Annotated in this window: 16 protein-coding genes and 1 tRNA gene; 5 read left to right on the top strand and 12 right to left on the bottom strand. The window is 58.9% G+C overall.

The window, feature by feature from the left end:
• Positions 1 to 16: 16 nt before the first annotated feature.
• Positions 17 to 742 (top strand): ribonuclease HI, encoded by a 726-nt coding sequence (locus tag BLQ12_RS03805; protein WP_092208433.1) that lies wholly within the window; start codon positions 17 to 19, stop codon positions 740 to 742.
• Positions 743 to 1136: 394 nt separating this feature from the next.
• Here the strand turns inward: BLQ12_RS03805 and BLQ12_RS03800 are convergent, their stop codons facing one another.
• The 12 genes from BLQ12_RS03800 to BLQ12_RS03750 form a co-directional block, all read right to left on the bottom strand.
• Positions 1137 to 1715: a hypothetical protein gene (locus tag BLQ12_RS03800; RefSeq protein ID WP_092208431.1), complete on the bottom strand. Its 579-nt coding sequence runs from the start codon at positions 1713 to 1715 to the stop codon at positions 1137 to 1139.
• Positions 1716 to 1955: 240 nt separating this feature from the next.
• Positions 1956 to 2111, bottom strand: a complete 156-nt coding sequence (locus BLQ12_RS27280; RefSeq protein WP_175469478.1) for a hypothetical protein — start codon at positions 2109 to 2111, stop codon at positions 1956 to 1958.
• A gap of 59 nt (positions 2112 to 2170) precedes the next feature.
• Positions 2171 to 3418: a menaquinone reductase integral membrane subunit QrcD gene (qrcD, locus tag BLQ12_RS03795; protein WP_092208429.1), complete on the bottom strand. Its 1248-nt coding sequence runs from the start codon at positions 3416 to 3418 to the stop codon at positions 2171 to 2173.
• A 110-nt stretch (positions 3419 to 3528) separates the two neighbouring features.
• Entirely contained in the window at positions 3529 to 4350 is an 822-nt protein-coding gene (qrcC, locus tag BLQ12_RS03790; RefSeq protein ID WP_092208427.1) for a menaquinone reductase iron-sulfur cluster-binding subunit QrcC, read from the bottom strand.
• Between the two features lie 59 nt (positions 4351 to 4409).
• Positions 4410 to 6512 (bottom strand): menaquinone reductase molybdopterin-binding-like subunit QrcB, encoded by a 2103-nt coding sequence (gene qrcB / locus BLQ12_RS03785; protein WP_092208425.1) that lies wholly within the window; start codon positions 6510 to 6512, stop codon positions 4410 to 4412.
• A 56-nt stretch (positions 6513 to 6568) separates the two neighbouring features.
• Positions 6569 to 7225 carry a menaquinone reductase multiheme cytochrome c subunit QrcA gene (gene qrcA / locus BLQ12_RS03780; protein WP_092208423.1) on the bottom strand — a complete coding sequence of 219 codons (657 nt, stop codon included), beginning with the start codon at positions 7223 to 7225 and terminating at the stop codon, positions 6569 to 6571.
• Positions 7226 to 7972: 747 nt separating this feature from the next.
• Positions 7973 to 8815: a c-type cytochrome biogenesis protein CcsB gene (gene ccsB, locus BLQ12_RS03775; protein WP_092208421.1), complete on the bottom strand. Its 843-nt coding sequence runs from the start codon at positions 8813 to 8815 to the stop codon at positions 7973 to 7975.
• Positions 8812 to 10206, bottom strand: a complete 1395-nt coding sequence (gene resB, locus BLQ12_RS03770) for a cytochrome c biogenesis protein ResB (protein ID WP_175469477.1) — start codon at positions 10204 to 10206, stop codon at positions 8812 to 8814. The genes ccsB and resB overlap by 4 nt, the downstream gene beginning before the upstream one ends.
• Positions 10207 to 10482: 276 nt before the next feature.
• Positions 10483 to 12135: a Na/Pi cotransporter family protein gene (locus BLQ12_RS03765; RefSeq protein ID WP_092208417.1), complete on the bottom strand. Its 1653-nt coding sequence runs from the start codon at positions 12133 to 12135 to the stop codon at positions 10483 to 10485.
• A gap of 323 nt (positions 12136 to 12458) precedes the next feature.
• The gene (locus tag BLQ12_RS03760; protein WP_175469476.1) at positions 12459 to 15299 is read right to left on the bottom strand and encodes a M16 family metallopeptidase; all 2841 of its coding nucleotides are present in this window, start codon (positions 15297 to 15299) and stop codon (positions 12459 to 12461) included.
• Between the two features lie 84 nt (positions 15300 to 15383).
• On the bottom strand, positions 15384 to 15608 hold the full coding sequence (locus BLQ12_RS03755; RefSeq protein WP_092208413.1) for a hypothetical protein: 225 nt from the start codon (positions 15606 to 15608) through the stop codon (positions 15384 to 15386).
• Between the two features lie 334 nt (positions 15609 to 15942).
• Positions 15943 to 17838, bottom strand: coding sequence for a peptidylprolyl isomerase (locus BLQ12_RS03750; protein ID WP_092208411.1), 1896 nt, complete (start codon positions 17836 to 17838; stop codon positions 15943 to 15945).
• Between the two features lie 419 nt (positions 17839 to 18257).
• Here BLQ12_RS03750 and BLQ12_RS03745 point away from each other — a divergent pair.
• From BLQ12_RS03745 to BLQ12_RS03730, 4 genes are all read left to right on the top strand, one after another.
• Positions 18258 to 18333, top strand: a tRNA-Ala gene (locus BLQ12_RS03745).
• 180 nt (positions 18334 to 18513) lie between these two features.
• Positions 18514 to 18894: a VOC family protein gene (locus tag BLQ12_RS03740; RefSeq protein ID WP_092208409.1), complete on the top strand. Its 381-nt coding sequence runs from the start codon at positions 18514 to 18516 to the stop codon at positions 18892 to 18894.
• A 21-nt stretch (positions 18895 to 18915) separates the two neighbouring features.
• Positions 18916 to 19815: an NAD(P)-dependent oxidoreductase gene (locus BLQ12_RS03735; RefSeq protein WP_254781964.1), complete on the top strand. Its 900-nt coding sequence runs from the start codon at positions 18916 to 18918 to the stop codon at positions 19813 to 19815.
• A 395-nt stretch (positions 19816 to 20210) separates the two neighbouring features.
• Positions 20211 to 21026: a substrate-binding periplasmic protein gene (locus BLQ12_RS03730; RefSeq protein WP_092208405.1), complete on the top strand. Its 816-nt coding sequence runs from the start codon at positions 20211 to 20213 to the stop codon at positions 21024 to 21026.
• Positions 21027 to 21064: the final 38 nt, after the last annotated feature.

Here is a 21064-nt window from a genome sequence, read left to right as displayed (position 1 = left end):
GGACGGAGCAGCAGACATGCCGACACAAGACGACGCAGGGGCCCTTTGGAAACGCATGAGCTTCAAGGGAAACAAGGTGTGGGCGGAGGTGGACGACACCGAGGCGCTCCGCCTTGACGGCGGCAGGGTGCGCATCAAGTACAACCTCAAACAGACCCACGAGTACCAGGTCTACCCCGACACCCTCAAGTCAGACGCCCCGGAAAACCTGATTCCAAAAGGCACAAAAAAGAAAAAGGCCGAAGAGAAACAACCGTCCCCGGAAAAAGGGGAGGTAAGCGTGCCCCCGCCCCCACGGCCCGGCCTTGTCCGGGAGGTGCCCATAGACGGCCTCTCCACCACGGAGCCCGGAGTCATCCACATCTTCACCGACGGGGCCAGCTCCGGCAACCCGGGCCCTTCGGGCATCGGGGTCTTCTTCCGCTACGGACCCCACGAACGGGAAATCTCCAGAAACATCGGCCAGGGCACCAACAACATCGCCGAACTCGAAGCCATCCGCACCGCCCTTTCCGAAGTGAAAAAACCGGAGCTGCCCGTGCGAGTCTACACTGACTCCAGCTACGCCCTGGGCCTCATCGCCAAGGGCTGGAAAGCCCAGGCCAACCGGGAACTGGTGGAAGAGATCCGCGCCCTCACCCGAAAATTTGCAAACCTCGTCTTCGTCAAGGTAAAAGGCCACGCAGGCTTCCCCGAAAACGAAAAAGCCGACCAACTGGCCACCTCCGCCATCAAAAACTAAAAAACTATGCCTCCGGCGGCAAGGTGAGCCGCCTTGAAAGCGGGTTGCCGCAGCGCTTTAACCCTCGTTCCTCGGGTCAAATCACTACGGCATCTTTCGGAAAAAATGTGCATTTGTTTTTTGTACGAGCCCTTCTTCAAACGTGTTCCTATTCGTCATGCTAAAAAGCAGCGGCCAAAATGGAACGCCGCACTCCAGCGCGGCTTTCTTTATCGCGGCCCATGCAATCACAGACCTGTGGCGCCCCATTCTATTCCTTTCTTTCCGGGGGCAAAGCATGCCCCCTCCCTCGATTCCCCCTTGAAAAACAACAAAAAAAACGCAGGCGGTATTCACACGAATACCGCCTGCGCCTGGCCTTCAGGGACCTGAATGTGGGGAAAAAGAGAAACCCTTAGAAGATGTAGGAGAGGTTGATGCCGCCGGAGACGGCGTAGTCATGGTCGACCTTTGTGAAGTCTTCGTAGTCACTGGTGTCCCTGACGTTGACCACATAATCCAGGGACACCTTGCTCCAGGAGTACCCGATACCGAAGGAGGCCTGGGCACCGGAAAAATCCTTATCGGCTTTGAGGCTCACGCCGCCGATGGATCCGCCATCGTATTCCCAGGTTTCAGTAAAGACCCCGATGCCCCCGAACACGTTGAACCCTTGATAGAAGTTGGTCCCCAGAAGCAGCTGGAGATCGCCGCCGCTTACGTCCCATTTGGAGTTGTCATCATTTTCTGCGGCGTAAAAGGCCCCTCGAAGGGCCACATGCTTGGTAAAACAAGCGGTACCCACCAGGGCCCCGCCATAGAATTCTGCGTCTTTGTAATTAACCTGTGAGCTGTCGTCGGCAATGATCAATGCGTAAGTCCCCACCCCCAGCTTAAACTTGGGCCCGCTCTCATCCGCCATGGCGTTTCCTGCGGTCATCATCATGCATACTGCAACGGCCAACCCTGCAACTGCTCGAACTGCTTTTTTCATCGTCATACTCCTTAAAAAATAATGGTACGTCAGGCCTCGAAGGAGACCGGTTTCATTCCTATCGATGGTTCGCAAGCTACCACAGGGCTGATGCATCAGGTATGATCTGCTTCACACCGCAAAAAAAAGGTGAAAAATGCGCATATAAATATGCTCAGCACAAAACACCAATAAAAAAGGGGCTGATTTCCGCCAAGAAATCAACCCCTTAATATACTTTACCTTTATTTCAAAAAAGGATCAGTGGCCGCCGCCCTTCCCTTCTTTTGTGTCCTTAAGGGCCTTAAAAATACACCAGTTAAGCCCCACGGTAAGAATGATCAGCACGTACCACATCCCACCGAAAAACATGTAGTGGCCCGCGTCCCAGACCCATTCCCAGATAAATGGAAACATCGCAATCTCCTTTGCATGCCGCGCCCCTCAGTTCTTCAAGGGGCCCGGCGGTTGGTCGTTTACGGCTTCTCGACGGGGTTGAGCTCTTTCTCCTGGGGAAACACCGGCAGGTACCGATACGAGAGGGCGATGATCAGGATGGCCCCTGCAACGGGCAGAATGGTGGTGGCCCACTCCTGCCAGGACGGAAAGTAGAGAACCCACGAGTCAAAGGTCATGACCGGCATGGCCATGGGCTGCATGACCATAACCCAGCGGTTCACGCACACCCCGATAACGGCCAGGGTCACGGCGGCCATGAAAAGCTTGCTGTTCTGTCGCCACTCTTTTTTAAGGAGAATGGCCGCAGGCACGATACCGCAGATCACCAGTTCCAGGATCAGGATCCAGAAACCGTGGTAGTTGTTGGAGTTGGTGTAGAACTCCATAAAGGAAAACCCGGTCTTGGGAACAGTCACCACGGCCCACCAGATGGTATCGGCGATCTTGGCCACCATGTAGGTGCCCAGCATCCACCCGGAGATCTTGGCCAGCAGGTCGTAGACGTTGTCTTTGACCAGCTTCTTGCCGGTGATCTTTTCGGTGATCTTGCAGCAGAGCATGGTAAAGCAGGGACCGCAGGCCGCCGCAGACCAGGTGTAGAGAAAAAAGGTCCAGGGCCAGATAAAGATCCCGTCACGCAGGCCAAAGGGGCGTCCGTAGAGCACGCCGGTGACGCCGCCCAGGGACCCCTGGTGGAAACAGGAGAGAAAGGCACCGGTGGCGGCAAAGACCGCCATGATCTCGTGCATGCGGTGGCCCAGGTTGTGGAAAAAAGGGTTCTGGTCGATCTTTCGGTTCTCCAGCACCAGCGGCAGGTACTCAATGGCCAGCACCGACAGGTAGAGAGAAAGACAGAAAGCCACCTCCGTCAACATGGAGTGGACGTTGGCGTGCCAGAAAATAAACCACCCGCGCAGGGGCTGGCCGATGTCGATGGCCAGAATCAGCATGGCGGAGCAGTAGCAGCAAAAGCCGACGATGACCGCAAAGTTAATGATGTTCTTCAGCTCGTCTTTTCCCACCACATAGCGGAGAAAGCCGGTGAAGAAGGCACCGCCGCCCACGGCGATCACCGCCAGGTCGGCCCAGATCCAGAGGGCAAACCCGTAGGAATCGTTCATATTGGTCTGGTTGAGGCCCTTGAACCAGCAGAGATAGGCGGCGTAAAGCCCCCAGATCACCAGGGCCGCCGGAATGACCAGACCAAGGGTAAACCGCTTGAGAGAGCAACGCTCAACACCTTCGGGTATCAAAGCAGAGTCCATAAATCCTTACCCCTCGCCGCCTCCAATGAATGCAGGCGGCTATTTAGAGATTTTTTTAAACGCCCGTGGCTGCTGGGCGTCTGTTCATGTCCTGTTAGAGGCGAGCCAGATCAGTGGCCGCCCTTGCCCTCGAGACGATAGGCCCCCGGGGCTCCGGTGGGCTCTTCGCTGCTCAGGTAGTTGTCACCGGCCCGTCTAACCCACTCTCGGCTGGAGAGGTAGTAGACCTTCGGGTTGGTGTGCAGGCGTTCCAGCAACCTGAATGCGCGCTTGTCTTTCTTCAGGGTGTACACGGCATGGTCGGGGTTGTCCAAATCCCCGAAGGTGATGGCGCCCGAGGGACACGCCTGGGTGCAAGCGGTCTGGTACTCCATCTCCTCAACCTCACGCTCCTCCAGGTAGGCCTTGTCCCGGGCCAGCTGGTAACGGTGGAAACAGAAGCTGCACTTCTCCACCACCCCACGCATGCGCGGGGAGACATCCGGGGAGAGGGACTCCTCCACCTTTGCAGGCCAGACCGGATCCCACCAGTTGAAGTAGCGGGCGTGGTACGGGCAGGCCGCCATGCAGTACCGGCAACCGAAGCAGCGGGTGTAGATCTGGCTCACGATACCCGTTGAGTGGTCGTAGTCCGTGGCCGTGGCCGGGCAGACCGACACACACGGTGAGTGGCCGTCGTCATGCTTGCCGCCGCAATGCTGGCAGGGGCGGGGAATATAGCAGATCTCGGTGTCGGGAAAATCCTTGCCGTTGGTGATGCGGTAGACCCGGATCCAGGTCGTGCTCAAAAGCTTGTCGCTTTCGTCTTTCCTGACGGGGACGTTGTTCTCGGCCGAACAAGCCACCATGCAGGATCCGCAACCGGTGCACTTGTCGAGGTCGATGACCATGCCGAATTTCTTCGCCCTCGTATCGTTTGATTCCGTATTCATGAAAAACCTCGTGTGAGATGGGTTTTCGTCAGTTGTTCACGAGCCGTTGCCGCCTTCGTCTACCCCTTGGTAAGGGATGCCCGGGCCCCCCAGGTGCAGTTGAGCCCGGTGACCGGATCGGTCATGCTGCCGGAAAGGGCCGTATAGCTTGTTCCCTTTCCCCCGATGTACTCGTCAAAGGCGGTATGCCCCAGGCCGGCGGCAAGGGCCACCACACCGGGCATCACCCCTTCAAAGAGGGTCACGTTGACCTTTGCGCTGCCGAAGGGCGTTGTCAGGGTGGCGGTATCGCCCTCCCTGAGCCCCGCCTTTTTGGCCGTGGAAGGATGAACCTCCACATGGGAGACGCCTTTGGTCAGCATCCGGTCTGAGATGGTCTTCATGGTAAAGGGTGCGTCGGCAACGGGGCCGCTGGAAATACGAAGGGACCATCTCGGCACCAGGGTCAGGGGAAGGCCGGAGGCCGCCCCGTCGGCGGTGAGGGCCACGGGCCCTTCGGGAACCACAAAGGTGAACCGCTGGGAGGTTCCAAGGAGGCGTTCCAGCCCCTTTTTCCAAGCAATGTCCCCCTGCCAGAGGCCCTCGTCGTAAAGGGTCTCCCACATATCCCCGCAGCTCTCTTCGAGGTAGGTTTCGTAGTCGTCCCAGGCAAAGGCGTCGCTGCCGCCCTCAAGCTGGCCGCCCACGCTGATGAGTACGTCCCCGGTGTGCTTGGTGTCCATCACCGGCTCGATGGCCGGCTGGGCCAGGGTGACGGTGGGGCGTTCCAACCCGGCGCGCACGGGCACGTCCTGGAGTTTCTCCAGATGGGTGTGGTCGGGCAGGATGAGGTCGGCCATGGCCGCTGTCTCGTCCATGTAGGGAGAGAAGCTGACGATGGTGCCGATGGAGGCCAGGGCCTCTGTCGCCTTGGCCGAGGTGGCCAGGGTGTAAAAGGGGTTGGTGCCCCAGTCCATGAGCAGCTCTGTCTTGCCCGGCTCCATGAGCTCTGCGAGCCTGGCCCCCAGGTCGGCGGTCTCGGCGGTGGCCACGGCGTAAGGCAGGGCTCCCACCTTGACCAGGCCCCCGTCACGCTGGACCGAGCCCTTCAGGGCGTTCAAGGCAAACACGGCAAGGGCCTCGGCGAGGCTTACAGGCGCCTCTCCTTTTCCACGGCCGCAGAGGGCCACAGGACGGCGTGCCCCGGCAAAGGCCACGGCCACCTTCTTGACCATGGCAGGGGAGACCCCTGTGACGGCTTCGGCTTTTTCTGGGGTGTAATTTTCGAGGAGCCAGGCGCTGAAGGCGTCGAAGCCTTCGGTGGCCGTCGAAACGAAGATATGATCGTAAAGCTTTTCCCGGACCATGGAAGCGGCCACGGACAGGGCAAAAACCCCTTCGGTACCGGGCTTGGCGGGCACCCACATGTCGGCCATGGAGGCGGTGGTGGAAAGATAGGGTTCCACCTGGATCATCTTTTTGGTACCGGCGGCCTTGACCATGCGCACTGGAGCGCCCCACCCTTCGGCCACGGCGCTTCCGAGGCTCAGGATCAGGTCGGTGTTTTCCGTATCAAAGCCCACCCCTTCGCCCGGGTTCCGGCCCATGGTCAGGGCCATGGCCTGCTCCAGGGTGTCATGGACGGACGGCAGGGTCAGGAACCGATCGGACCCGACGGTGTCCAGCAGGCGCTGGAACAGAGCCGGCACGCTGCCGGTTCGGGAAGCGGACAGGGCAGCAACGCCCTTGCCCCCGGAGAGGCTGCCCAGCTTTTCCGCCAGCTGCGCTTCGGCCTCCTCCCAGGAGAGGCGTGTCCATTTGCCCTCACCGCGCTTGCCGGCCCGCACCATGGGGCCCTCAATGCGTGAGGGGCCGTAGAGGAGCTGGCTGGCCGAGATGCCCACGCCGCAGAGATCGCCGCTGTTCACGGGGCTCTCAGGGCTCCCTTCGATTTTCACCACGCGCTCGCCCACTTTGCGAACCGCAAGGCTACAGCCGCCGGGGCAGAGGGTGCACGCCCCACCGACGTAATAGTACTCTCCGGTCTCGGGAACCGGCGTCCAGGACCAATTCTGGGTCCAGATGGACACATCGTCCGTCAACTTCCAGGGAAGGGGAGAGAGCATGGTACCGGCCGTGGCTCCCATTCCCAAAGCGAGAAAATGTCTCCTGTTGATCTTCATATGTGAATCACCCCTTAAAAGGATTGATCGTTCGCGTTGAGGCCAACACAGCTAGCCTACTTGTGACACTGGAAACAGGCCCCTTTGCTGCCCATGGTTTCCTTGTGACAGGCGCCGCAGTCGTCCATCTTCATGCGATCCCAGCTGTTCTTCTTGATGCCTGCGATGTTCTTGCCCCAGATGTCCCGGCTGTACCCGGTGATCCTGTTCTCTTCGTAAGGCTTCAGGCTCTCGGACTCGCCGATGTCTCCGTGACACTCCGCGCACTCCATCCCCGCCCCCTGCACATGGGCGGCGTGGGAGAAGAAGACACAGTCGGGCTGCCTGGAATAGATTTTCCAGGGGACCTCTTTTCCTTCGGCCACATATTCGTTGACGAAGATCTCTTCGGCTTCGCTCTCGCCCTGCATCTCTTCGTGGCACTCCGTGCACTGCTCGAGGGTGGGAACCCCTGCATAGGTTCCATCCTCTCGGAAGAAATGGCAGCTGTCGCAGTCTCCCACCGCATCGGCGTGGGTGACATGGCTGAAATCAAAAGGCTGCTCACTCTTGGAATAGAGAAGCTTGGGGAAAACGATCCACCCTATGGCAAGGCTTGCGGCCAGGCCGACGATAAAAAAGAGGGCCACCAGTCCCGAATCCCCTTTTTTAACCGGACCACCGGGTGACCCCGTTTGCTCACGACCAGTCTGTTTTTCACCAGTTAGGCTCATGAAAACTCCACGTGTTAATTGTTTTAAGCACCAGATACCCGACCACCGGGTGGTTCAGACATACAAAAAGCCCCTGGCCCCCTGTGCTCGTACCGGGTGCTAACGGCTTTTTCCGAACCTGTGAACGGTGAGCCCGCCACACCGCCGGAGCGTCCAGCGCACCGGCTTTGTCAAACAGCCTCACCAGGTATTTCAAACCGGCAATCCCCCTTCGCCGGTCTTTTTGTTTGCGTTTCTTATACGTGTTCATGCGTACTTTTTCAAGCCATGGCAACCACGTTCAATGCCTCAAATTCCTGTCCCGAAACACGCCCCATTCCGCCTAACCATCTGCAGAAGGAACAGATTCAAACAGTCACACGGACTCAAAAGCAAGAAGGATTTCAAACAAGGAAAAAGACGACCTGACAGCACGGGTCCTTCTTTTCGGTCATCAGCCCGGTCCGGCATGCATGCCCTGCCCCAGGCCCTTCGCTCTCCTACAAAGCAAGGAGGGACAGCCGATCCGGATTTACTGCCATTTCACGCGCATGAGATTTTCAAACACTAAAAATTGCTAGCCTCTTTTCTATAGTAACGACGCCTCACGTGTCAATAAAAAGATCCTTATCATTTCACAAAGCAAGATCCGCAACCGGGGGCCCGGTTCCCCGGGCGGTCCGCCCCAATAAAAAGAGCCGCTCCTCCCCGTACGGGACAAGCGGCTCCGGGCCGATTCACGACATGTCGCCCCTGGGGGCTCCTGTTCTACATGCTGCCGTAGCTGTGGAGTCCGGGGAGGAAGTTCACCCCGAAATAGGTAAACATCACCGCCATGAACCCGATGATGGAGATGGCGGCAATTTTGGCCCCGCCCCACCCCCGCATGTAGCGCAGGTGAAGCATGATGGCGTAAACAAACCAGGTGATAAGGGACCAGGTCTCCTTGGGGTCCCAGCTCCAGTAGGTCCCCCAGGCCGAGTTGGCCCAGACCGCCCCGGTAATGATCCCCACCGTGAGAAAAAGGAACCCGAACATCACGGTTTTCTGGATCAGCTCATCCAGGATGTAGCCTTCGGGGAGCCGGGAGATGAGCCCCCCCTTCTTCACGGTCATGGACTCCCGGACCAGGTACATGACCCCGATGCCGAAGGCGGTGGCAAATCCGGCGTATCCGAGAAAACAGGTCACCACGTGGGTGGTGAGCCAGTTGCTCTTCAGGGCCGGAATCAACGGCTGGATCTTATCGTTCACCGACGGGGACAGGGAGGCGTAGGCCAGGGCGATAAAGGCCAGGGGCATGGCAAAGGTGCTGATCATGTAGTTTCTGTAACGCACCTCGATGACGATGGAGATAAGGGCAATGGTCAGGGCAAAAAAGACCAGGGACTCATAGAGGTTGGACAACGGAATGTGACCGTACCCGTGGCCGTAGGACTCCACCCACCGGAGCACGAACCCGGCCAGGTTTCCCGCCATGCCCACCATGCCGATGTAGCGGGCGCTCCGTGCCGGAGCCTCCTTTCCGAAAATCCACGCAGAGATATACAAAACGGCTGAAAATCCGTAAACAAATGTCACAATGGAAAGAATCAGGGAACTGTTGTTCATTTCTCCACCTGCCTTTCAGGGGTGCGGGTCTCTCGGTCAAGCTTCTCGGTCAGACGGCGAATCACCATCTCCATGCCCAGTCTGTTTTTGTTGGCGTTCCCATACAGGGTCACGGCAGATCCCGACGGACCGGGGAGCACCTCCACCATAAAACCCCGGTGGCTCATGAAAAAGGTGATGTAGCACCCGGCGATGAGAAAAAGAAACCCGGCATACACCAGCCACACCCCCGGGTCCTTGGTGACCTGGAGCCCTGTGTAGTAACGATTTTCAAAGTTGGCCACGGAAATCACCACCTCCCCCTGCCGCATGCGGTCAAAGTTCGGTGACTTGACGGGCAGGGCCAGACGGACTGTCTCCCCCCCTTCCTTCTTCAAAAGCCCCAGCACCGTGGCCCCGATTGAGTGGTTGCGGAACCGGTAGTTGTTCATGAAGTGCAAGGGGGTAAAGGTCCCGAGCCCTTCCGGGATGTCGATGGGCTCTCCGAAGGTCCCTTCTGCCGGGTAGCTCATGCCGCTCGCCTTGCTGGTGAAGGAAAACGATGCGGACTCCGGGGGTACCATGCCGTAGCTGGCCTGGTAAAAACTGATCCCCTTGTAGCGCAGGGGGTCGTTCACCACGACTTTCCGGGACAGCACGTCCCTGCCCCCTTCCACCACCACGAGATCGGAGCGGTACTCTTTCGGTGCGCCCGTATCGTAAAAGGAGACGGAAAAGGTATCGCACCGGAGCTCAAAGGGGAGGGGCAACGCGGCGTTGGACCCGTTGAGCCGGACCACCCCGCTGGTCTCCCCTTCAGTGATGTTCATGGCCCCTTCGTATCCGAACAGAGAGCCCAGAAGCCCGCCCACAAGGAGCAGGAGAACCCCGGCGTGGACCACATAGACCCCCAGCCGGGTCCAGCGCCCCTTCTCGGCGAAAAGATACCGCGCCTCCCCTTCGTCCACGCGGGTAAACCGCCCCATGGAAGATGTCAGGCGCGCTGAAAGGTCCTCTGCAACCGCTCCGGGGGCCTTGGCCATGGCAAGGGGGTCCCCATTGGCCGCACGCCGGTAGTTCTCCGGGTTGAGGCGCTGGGTTTTCCCGATGATTTTCAGCACGGCAGGCAGGCGGTCCATGGAGCAGACCACCAGGTTGATCCCCAGGAGCACCAGCAGAAGCTGAAACCACCAGGAGTGGTACATATCGAAGATATCCAGGAATGAAAGCACCCGGTAGGCCGCCTCACCGAACCGGTCCACGTAGATGGCCGGGGACGCATTCTGGGGAATGACTGTCCCGATGATGGAGGTGACCGCAAGAAGCGTCAGTACGATAACGGAAAGCCGAACCGATGAAAAGACACCCCACAGGGTATCCACCAGCCCTTTTTCCACTTGTTTTGTGTTCATAGATCCCTTTCGGCGCACCATGGATCCATGATGCGTTTGTCAAAAGTCACAACCGAAGGCCCAAGGAGGGAGAGATCGAGGCGACCTCTTCTCCCGCACGGCCCAAACGGGCAGCGCATGATACCACACCGGAAGGTGCGGGAACAACGTCAATCGTATCAGAACCCTATACACATGTGTGCCACATACCTGGCTCACAAAAGAGCCCGCACACAAAAAAGGCCGGGCAGTCTTCCTGCCCGGCCTTGCGTGGTTGCCACGAAATAAGAAAACCCCTTACATGTCGCCCATCACCACCTGGGCAATGTTGAAGGCCTGGTCCCCTGTTTTCTCCAGGTTGTTGAGGATGTCCACAAAAAGAATCCCCGTCTCAACGGAGCAGGAGCCCTGCTGGAGGCGCTTGAGGTGATGGTTTTTAAACTGCTTGCGCATCTTGTCGATGGTGTTCTCATCCTCGGTGTCGATGGGCCTGGGAAGGCCACCGGCGTTGTAAGCCTTGATAACATTATCCGTAAACCGGATGGCCACATCGTAGATCTCTTCCATCTCCAGCATGGCCTCATCGGAAAACCGGATGTCGCTCTCAATGAGCTTTTCCGTGTAATTGGCGATGTTTTCCGCGTAGTCTCCGATCTTCTCCAGGTCGTGGAGCACATGCAGGATGCTGTTGAGCTCCCGGGAGGTCTCGGCGCTGATCTGCTCCTGGTTCAACCGGACAAGGAAAGTGGAGATGTCCTTTTCCAGGAGGTCCACGGTGTTTTCGAGCTCGTAGACCTTGTTGATGGTCTTGGTATCCCGGGAGAAAAAGGCGTCCCGACTCAACTTGAGCATCTCAAGGGCCAGGCCCGACATGCGGCTGACCTCTTTCCTGGCCTGGGAAACGGCAAAATCGGGCGTCTCGATAAGGCAGTCGTCGAGGAACACCAGGCCGTCGTCCCGGCCGTTGCCCTTGCCCGGGATCATCCGTTCGCACAGGCGCGCAAGGATGTGGAGCACGGGCACGAAAATAATGAGGTTGACGATGTTAAATCCGGTGTGGACGTTGGCGATATGACGGGCAATGTAAGGCATGTTGCCGTCGGCGTTGACAAAGTTCGGGTCCCCCGGTGTCATCACATCCACGGCCTGCATAAAGAACTTCAGGAAGATGAGCATGTAGCAGACCCCCAGGGCGTTGATGAGAAAGTGGCCGAAGGCGGCCCGTCTCGCCGTGGGGTTGGTCCCGATGGCCGCGAGGTTGGCGGTGATGGTGGTACCGATATTCTCCCCGAGGACCAGGGCGCATGCGGCGTAGTAGTCGATGAGTCCGGTGGAGGCCATGGCCACGGTGATACCGATGGTGGCCGACGAACTCTGGACGACCATGGTCAGCACCGCGCCTGCGGCAACGGCCAGCACGGGATGGTGGGAAAAGGTGATAAAGGCCTGCTGGAAGAACTCGCTGTGCCGCAAGGGGACAAAGCCGTCTTTCATGATCTTGAGGCCCAGGAAGAGAAGGCCGAACCCGATGATGACCTCTCCCCAGTAGTGGTACTTCTTGTTGCTGGTAAACATGCGCATAAACACGCCGATACCGATGGCGGGCAGGGCAAGTTTACCGATTTTAAACGCGATGAGCTGCGCCGTGACGGTGGTACCGACGTTGGCCCCCAAAACGACACTCAGGGCCTGGACAAGGTTCATGAGTCCGGCGTTGACAAAGCCCACCACCATGACTGTCGTGGCTGAGCTGCTCTGGATTACTGCGGTCACCACCAGACCGACGAAGGTCCCGATGACCCGATTGGTGGTAAGTTTCTCAAGGATGTTTCGCAGGCTGCTGCCCGCTGATTTCTGAAGGCCTTCGGACATCATTTTCATGCCGTAAAGAAAAAGCCCCAGCCCACCGACCAGACCGTAGACAAGCGCCAACCAGTTAACTGATTCCACCTAAATCTCCTGTAGTAACAGTACATTATACAGACGCGCCGTTTCTATCTCCCGGCAGGCGCACCTCACGTGAGTCGTAAATGTTTGTGGGGACTATATAAATGATCACTTCCGCGGAGTCAAGACCATTGCGCGCCCAAAGTCAATGCCCGCCATGACGATGTTATCCCCCCGGATACATTGTCTTTCCACACCATATTCCCGCTCAAACCACAGGTTCTTTTCCAGGAAACATGTCATCCGGGGCCCCCGGCCTGCCCACAAAAAAAAGCCGCCCCGTTTCCGGGACGGCCCATGGTCGTCTCTTTATCAGAGCGCAGGCGCTAGGTCGAAGGCACGGGACGCACCGTCAGGGTCGCGGCGCCGGAAGCCTTGAGGTAGGTCCGGGCCAGGTCCTGGAGATCGGCTGCGGTGACGGCAGCGTAGTCCTCCAGAATGTCCAGGGGCCAGACCAGTTTTTCAGGATACCGCGAGGAGTCCTGCATCACGCTGTTGAGCCAGTAGCCGTTGGTGCGGCGGTAGTCGGCGATACGGTTCACCACGGGGTCCACCACGCGCCGGACCTCGTCCCCGGAGGCCGGAGCCGAGCGGAGCCCTTCGGCAATCTCTCCCACGGCAGCCGCCACCTCCGCCATCTGGCCGGGGCTCACGGTAATCACGGCACGGAGGGCACCATACTCCGGATAGGCCCTGCTGGAATTGTTCCAGGCCCTGGGAGAATACGCCGCGCCCAGGTTTTCACGCACGATCTCCCGCAGGCGCTCGGAGAAAAGGGACCCCAGAATGGACAGGCGGCGCACCGTATGGATGTCCCCCATGCCCGTGGTGGGCCAGGCCACGGTGACCACGGCCTTGTCGATGGCGCTGTCAACGGAGAGGTCAAGGCGCTCACCGGCCGGAAAGGTGAGGCCATGCTCCGAAGCCGCCTCCGGGGCTCGCCGGGGCAATGCCCCCAGCCACTGGCCGCACAGGGAGACAACCTCCTCCACGTCCATGTCCCCCACCACGGAAAGCTCCAGGGGAGCTCCCCCAAGGGCGGGCATGACAAAGCCTTTGACCGCGTCAAAGTCGATGCCTTCAAGGGAGGTGTCCGGGTATCCGAAGCGGGCCGCATCCCCGGTGAGGAAGGCCTCCACCTGTTTCTGGAGCACACCGTCCACGGTGCTTTCCATCTCCTCAAGCCCCTGGGTGTAGCGCTGAACCGAGAGGTGATACGCCTCCTCTTTCAGGCGGGTGTCGGTGAGCTGGGTAAAGAGAACCTGGAACATCAGCTCAAGTTCCCCGGGGGTGGTGCGGCCGGAGAGGGCAAACCCGTCCTGACCGGCCCCGTAGCGAAAGGAGGTGTTGGTCCCGGCCATGGCCCGCGCTGTCTCGTCACGGTCCAGGCGCCCCAGGCCGCTCTCGTTGGTCACCATGACAGAAACCGAAGCCAGTCCGGGGACGAGCCCCTTTGCTCCTTTGATCCCCAGGCCGAATCGCAGGGTGTAGAGCACCTCCTTGGCCTTGAAGTCCGTTTGTTTCAGGTTCAGGACCACTCCGTTGTCGAAGGTGACCACGGTGATCCCGAGGTCGTCGTGGGTCACCCGGGAGGCAATCTGCCCCGGAGCCTTGGGGGCCGGGAGGTAGGGAAACGCCGCCGCAGACTTCGCAACGGGCGGGGTGGCCGAAACGAGAAGGCTCTTCTCGTAGGCGGCCAGAAGCACGGCCTCGGGTTTCTGCTCCCCCTTGTCCAGGCGGACATTGCCCTCCACCATCACCAGGCGGTGGGCAGGGCTCCAGATCTCTTTCAGCACCCGATGCAGCTCCTCGGGGGTTGCCGCATCCACCACGGGCTCGAAGAGGCGTCGCTCATCGGAAGGCGAGACCACCTCCTTGTCCGTGGTGAAACTCCGAACCAGAAGACCGGCAAGGTTCCGGCTGTTCCGGGTGGAGGCCTTCTCCTCTGCCTGCAGCAAGGCGTTTTTCATCTCTTTTTTCACCCGCGCCACCTCGTCCGGGGTGAAGCCGTAAACAAGGGCACTTCGCAGGGCCTGGTCCACAACGGCAAGGCTCTCTTCCCAGCTGTCTGCGGGGCACTCCGCCGCCACGATACCGTACCGGACATGACGCAGGTAGGTCCCTGCACCGGAACCGGCCGAGGTAAAAGGGGTCCCCGGCTTGCCGATGCGCTCTTCCAGGCGGTTGTCAAGGATCCGACTGGCCATATCAAAAAGCAGCTGTTCCCGGCGTGAGGCAAAGGTATCGGGCTGCCGGTCCACATGGCGCAGCACCTCTATGGTGACACTGGTGCCCCCCGCCTCGGGGTTGTGGGAGTAAAACGTTTTGGTGCCCATGTGGGCAAAGGTGCCGTCATCGGGGATCACCCCCTTTGGGGCGCGCGCCTCAAGGGAGGAAAAACGGTCCCGGATCAACCCCGCCACCTCGGCGGGGTCCACGTCGCCCACCACCACCACGGCCATGTTGTCCGGCCGGTACCAGGCATCATAATAGCCCTTTAAAAGCGCCGAATCCGCCCCCTTGATGACCGATTCCAGGCCGATGGGATGCCGCTCGTTGACCCGCATGCCCGGAAGCTGAAAGGCCAGGCTCTTCACAAAACTGCGATAGGACTCGGAGTCCCGGTCCCTCTTTTCCGCCAGGATCACCCCGCGCTCCCGGTCCACCTCGGACTCCAGGAGAAGGGCTCCGCCTGCGTAGTCGTGCATGACAAGAAGCCCCTCGGCCAGGCTCTTCGTGTCACCTGCGGGCAGCACCACGTCATAGACGGTCTCGTAAAATCCGGTGTGGGCGTTGGCGTCCCCTCCGAACCGCATGCCGATGCGCTGGAAATACTTAATGAGCTCACCGGGTGGAAAATTCTCGGACCCGTTGAACAGCATGTGTTCAAGGAAATGGGCCACCCCCCTTTGCGCTTCCGTCTCGTACATGGAGCCCGCCTTGATGGCCAGGTGCATGCTTACGCGCTCCCTGGGCTCGGTGTTCCTCATGATGAGGTAACTCATCCCGTTGTCCAGCACGCCTTCCACCACAGCCGGATCCCGGGGAAGCACCGGCTCGTCGCCGGGAACGGGTCGGGTATCGCGGTTGACACACGCGGCGGTTACAGCCAGCATCACGGCAAACATGCCGTAAAGCATACATCGCAGATATCGTTTTCGTGTCATGGTTTCTCCCCAAAAAAATAACAAAGGCCGGTTAGACGTCATGGCGTTCTTCCCGGCCTCGCAGCGGTCGTTTGGTCCTTGTGGTCACCTGATAAAGGCAAACCAGATGTACCCGACAAAGATCCCTGCCCACATCACGGCGGCAAGGTATCCCATATAGTTGATCGGCTTTTTGGCCAGGCCGTAACGGTCCACCGTCCCCACACGCTTATGGCAACTTTGGCAGGTTTCGGCGGCCAGTGACAGGCTGGTAAAACAGTAGGGGCACCTCTTGAACGAGAACACCCGCTTGGTTTTTGCTTTCCCCATGCACCATCTCCTGCTGAGTGGTTGTCGTATGGTCGTGTGATCGTGTGATCGTGTGGTGGCGTGGTCGATGGGCGTCTGGGCTCGAACAAAAAAAGTCTACCGTTAAGAACGGAACCGGCCGCCTTCTGCTTGGCGGCACATGGGTGCAGCGGACCTGTGATTTGAACAGGTTCACAGTACGTGAGCCCTTAAAAAAATACAGTTCTGTATGCTACCATAAAAAAAACCTGCCGGGCAAGCCAATGAAGCGTTCCCGGCAGGTTTGTCATCTCTTGGAGTCACCGGTCAACACCCGGTATTCCCTGGGGTGTCCGGGTGTTAAGCCGTCAGGGGCTTATTCGCTGTCCCCTGCCGCGAAGCGGGGATCCCGTTTAATCTCCGCGTTGTTTCTCAATTCTTCAACCCACTTGGACAGCACATCGCGGCGTTTCTGGGAAAGGAGTTCGGCCTTGAGGGCTTCGGAGGCCTCGGCATAGCCATCCAGATTAGGGATCTTTTTCTCTTTCAGGGCCACCACATACATGCCGCCGCTTCCCTTGATCACCTCGTCGGCCACGGGCTTGGCTGCGTTAAGGCCAAAGGCCGCCTCAACAACCTTGCGATCCAGGGCGTCAGCCCCCTTGCCGTCACGGGTAAACAGGGGAGACTCCGTCACCTTCGTTCCCTCGGGAAAGTCTTTGCCCTCTTTCAAAAGGGCCAGAAGGGCGCTTGCCTCGGCTTCGGCTTTTTCGGCCTTGGCCTGGGTCAGGGCATCGGCCTGGACACGCTCTTTGACGTCGGCGAGTTCGGGAACCACAGACTCCTTCTTCTCAATGAGCTGAACGATGTAGTAGGTGCCGTTGTATTCCAGGATGTCGCTGACACCGCCGACCTCAAGCTCAAAGGCGTCCTTGGCGATACGCATGCGATCCACACTGGCAACGGCCTCGGGACCTTTCCAGCGGGTGAAAAAGGCGCTGTCGATAACCGGAAGCTCAGCGGTCTCACCGGCCTCTTTGAGGTTATCGCTGCCGAGCACCATGTCAAAGGCATTCTCCGAGGCGGCGTAGGCATCGGCCTCGGCCTGCTCGTCCACGAGGCTCTTTCGAAGCTCGTCCTTGACCTCGGCCAGGCTTTTGACCGTGGCGGGATTCTTCTTCGCAAGCTTGATGACGTGCCAGCCGAACTGGGTTCGGACAGGCTCGCTGACCTCCCCTTCGGTCATGGCAAAGGCTTTGTCGGCAAAGGGCTTGACCATGGCGCTTCGCTCAAAGGCACCCAGGCGCCCCCCGTCCTTGGCCGAGGGCCCTTCGGAAAAAGTCTTTGCCAGCTCGGCAAAGTCACTGCCTTCGGCTTTGGCCTTGGCATACACCTCGTCGGCCCGCTTGCGGGCCTCTGCCTCTTCCTCTGCCGTGGCCCCTTCGGCCACCTTGATCAGGATATGGCTGGCCTCAACGGTTTCAGCGGTCTGGTATCGGTCCAGGTTGGCCTGGTAGGCATCTGCGAGCTCTTCATCGGTGATGGCAATCCCTTTGCCAAAATCATCCCGCCCGAACCGCATAAAGGAGATCCTGGCCTCCGGATCGGTTTTGTACTGCTCGCCCTTTTCTGCAAAGTACGCGGCGACATAGGCATCATCCACGGTGACGTCCGCGTAGGACGCCGGATCAAAAAGGGTATAGCGCACCGAGGCTTCGGTGTTCTTGTATTTGTAAAGCTCCTGGACTTCGCCGTCGGTGACCAGCACGCCGCTTTCCACCATGCTCCGCAGCTTGGAGATGAGCATGGATTTTCGCTGCTGTGCCTCAAACTGGGGAACGGTGAGCCCGTTCTGGCGAAGGAGGGCTTCATAAAGCGCCATGTCGAAGACGCCGTCTGTTTTAAAATAAGGCAGGGCCGTGATGGCCTGTTCAAGCTCCTTGTCGGTTACCCGGAGCTTTAACCGATCGGCTTCCTGGATCATCAGCTCGCTGGTGATGAGGCTCTCCAGGGCCTGCTCCCGCAGGCGAAACATCTTGATCATCTCTTCGCTCAGGTTTCCGCCCAACTGACGCCGGTATCCCTCCACCAGTTCATTGTAGGCCAGTCGATAGTCGTCCCAGCTGATGACGGTCTTGTTTACCTCTGCAACAATGGAATTGCCGCTGTTGCGGTCCGGCCCGAGCCCGAGAAAAATAAATACCAGGACAATAACGCCCAGCAGTATCTTGATAATCCAGGAACCGGCATTGTCACGCATCATTTGTAGCATCAATATACCTCTGTACTCTTATTGTCGTCGTTGGATTCGGGGTGTGGAAAACGTGGCTGGACCCACCGGTAAAGATGTTGCATGCGCATCTTGGCGGGATACCCGACCGAGGGGCGGGTATTTGGCCCGAGCGGCCGCAACAAGGGTGTGTCATGTCCGATTTTCCGACGCCCATACGGGTTCACACCGTTATATAAAAAACTCGAATACCTTTACCATCCCTTGTTTTGAGAGTACAGAATTTATTTTCCGGACCCCGGGGCGCCTCGGTATTCCAAATGGGTCCGGGGCCCTATCGCCTCCGCACAGGCCCCCATCGCAAAAAGGATCTTTTTTTTCATTGACACCTGCGCGGTGATGGTCTAAATACTCTCTCGTTTGTTGCTGACGATCTTCAAGACGCAGCAAACCCATTATGTGGGGCTGTAGCTCAGCTGGGAGAGCGCATGACTGGCAGTCATGAGGTCAGGGGTTCGATCCCCCTCAGCTCCACCATAATAAAACATACAAAGGCCTGTCGAACCCTTCGACAGGCCTTTTTTTGTTTCCGGCCGCCTTCCCGCCCGGTTGACCCGCAGTCACCGACAACGCTATACTGAGCCACCCCGACAAAGGAGGCACCGCTCCCCACCGGTGCACCCCTCCCCATTTTCAGCCAACATCACAGGAGACCCCATGGGCACCTTGAAAATCGCACACACCAACTTCACCGTATTCGACCTTGATAAAAGCCTCGCCTTTTATACCGAGGCCCTGGACTTCGAGGTCGTTCGCCGCCATGAAGCCCCCGACGGCAGCTTTGTCCTCGTCTACCTGGGAGACGGCACCGGCGGCCACCAGCTTGAGCTCACCTGGCTCAAGGAGCGCACGGAGCCCTACAACCTGGGCGACAACGAAATCCACCTGGCCGTCACCACCGACGCCTACGACACCTGGCACGCCCGCCACAAAGAGATGGGCCTCAGCCTCTGGGAAAACGAGGCCATGGGCATCTACTTTGTGGAAGATCCCGACGGTTACTGGATTGAGGTGGTCCCGGAACGCATGATGAAATAAATCAAAGGAAGGACGGATATCGTGATTCACATCAGCAACACCGACACGCGCATCGGATGGATCGGAACCGGGGTGATGGGGCAGTGGATGTGCCGCCACCTCATGGACCACGGCTTTCGAACCAGCGTCACCAACCGAACCAAAGCCAAGGCCCAGCCCCTTATTGACCTCGGAGCGACCTGGAAAGAGACCCCCGAAGAGGTGGCCGCCGTTTCGGATGTCGTCTTCACCATCGTGGGCTTCCCCAAAGATGTGGAGGAGGTCTACCTGGGAGAGACCGGCATCCTCAAAGGCGCACAACCCGGCTCCATGGTGGTGGACATGACCACCACCTCCCCCAGCCTGGCCCGGAGAATCCACAGCCAGGCCAAGGCCATGGGAGTCCACGCCGTGGACGCCCCCGTCTCCGGCGGAGACGTGGGGGCGCGCAACGCAACCCTCTCCATCATGGTGGGAGGCGACAAGGACGCCGTGGATGCCCTCACCCCCCTTTTCGAGATCATGGGCACCCAGATCGTCCATCAGGGCCCTTCCGGTTCCGGCCAGCATACCAAGATGTGCAACCAAATCGTCATTGCCGGCACCATGATCGGCATGTGTGAGTCCCTGCTCTACGGAGAACGGGCCGGGCTTGATCTTGAGGTGATGCTCTCAAGCATCACGGGCGGTGCCGCCGCGTGCTGGTCCCTTTCCAACCTGGCGCCCCGCATCTTGAAAAACGAGTTCGACACCGGCTTTTTTGTGGAGCACTTTGTCAAGGACATGGGCATCGCCCTTGAAGAGGCCGGGCGAATGAACCTGGCCCTTCCCGGCCTCGCCCTTGTGAACCAGCTCTACCAGGCCGTCCTGGCCCACGGCGGCGCCCGCATGGGCACCCAGGCCCTCATGCAGGCCCTGAAACAGCTCAACAACGTGGCATAGCCACCGGACCTTAAAAAACAGCCTCCGGCGGCCCTGCCGGGGGCTAAAGGCATGCCTCATTGCATAAAAACCGGCGCAACAAACAGGTTTTAACCGTGCCTTTAATTAAATTCAGCTTTAACGGCGGATGCGCTTTGACCCGAGGAACGTGGGGCAAAGCGCATCCGCAACCTGCTTTCAAGGTGGCACACCTTGCCGCCTGAGACCGTTTTTCTACAACTCACCAGTTACGCCCGATGTTATAAAGCCGGGCGCAGCAAGCACCCCCTCCGCTCATTTACCTTCCCCCCCGCCCTCCCGCTCTGATATAATTTTCCCATTCAGCACAGAATGCCACAGCAACGCCCTGACCAGTTCAGCCACGCACCAACATCAACCCCCACACGGACAGATGCATGAAAAAAAGCCTCTGCATCGCACTTCTGGTGCTGTCCTGCCTGTCGGCATGGCGGACAGGCACCGCAGAAACCAATGTCATCGTCTACTGCGACGATAACTACCCGCCCTACAGCTATGCAATAAACGGCCAGCCCCGGGGAATCTACCCGGCCATCCTGACCCAGGCCTTCGCACGCATGGAAGACTACCGCGTCACCATCCTCCCCATCCCCTGGAAAAGAGGCCTCCACGACATCGAAAACGGAACGGTCTTCGCGATCTGCCCCCCTTATTTCAGACCCCAGGAACGCCCCTTCATGTGGCCTTACTCGGTGCCCATCCTGCAGGAAAAGGTGGTGCTCCTCTGCCGGGAGGACATCATGAAAGACGCGCCAAGACGCATCTGGCCCGATGACTTTCACGGCCTGACCATCGGCAGCAATGACGGGTTTATCCTGGGAGGCAAAACCTTCTTCGAGGAGGTCAGGAAAAACAACATCCGCATCGATGAGGCAAGGAGCAATCGCGTCAACATCCTGAAGCTGGGCATCCGACGAACAGACTGCTACATCAACGACCGCCTTGCCATTCTCTGGGAACTGAACAAACTCAAACAAGAGGGCCTCTACCATGAAGGGACCAGGCATGCCCGGCTCCGGGAGGCCCTTGTCATCAATACCGAGTGGGGCCATCTGGGGTATACGAACCGGGACTTCGGCCGGTTCCATTTCAAGGAAGACTTCATCGCAACCTTCAATGCCGTCATCACTGCCATGCAGAAAAACGGAGACATTGAGCGGATCATGGAGCAAACAATAGCTGCCCCCGAGTAAGCAGGCCGCAGCCCCGCATCACAGACCATCGTAATATC

Source organism: Desulfoluna spongiiphila (assembly GCF_900101345.1).
Classification (GTDB): Bacteria; Desulfobacterota; Desulfobacteria; order Desulfobacterales; family Desulfolunaceae; genus Desulfoluna; species Desulfoluna spongiiphila.
This window is presented reverse-complemented; position numbering and strand designations above follow the sequence as displayed.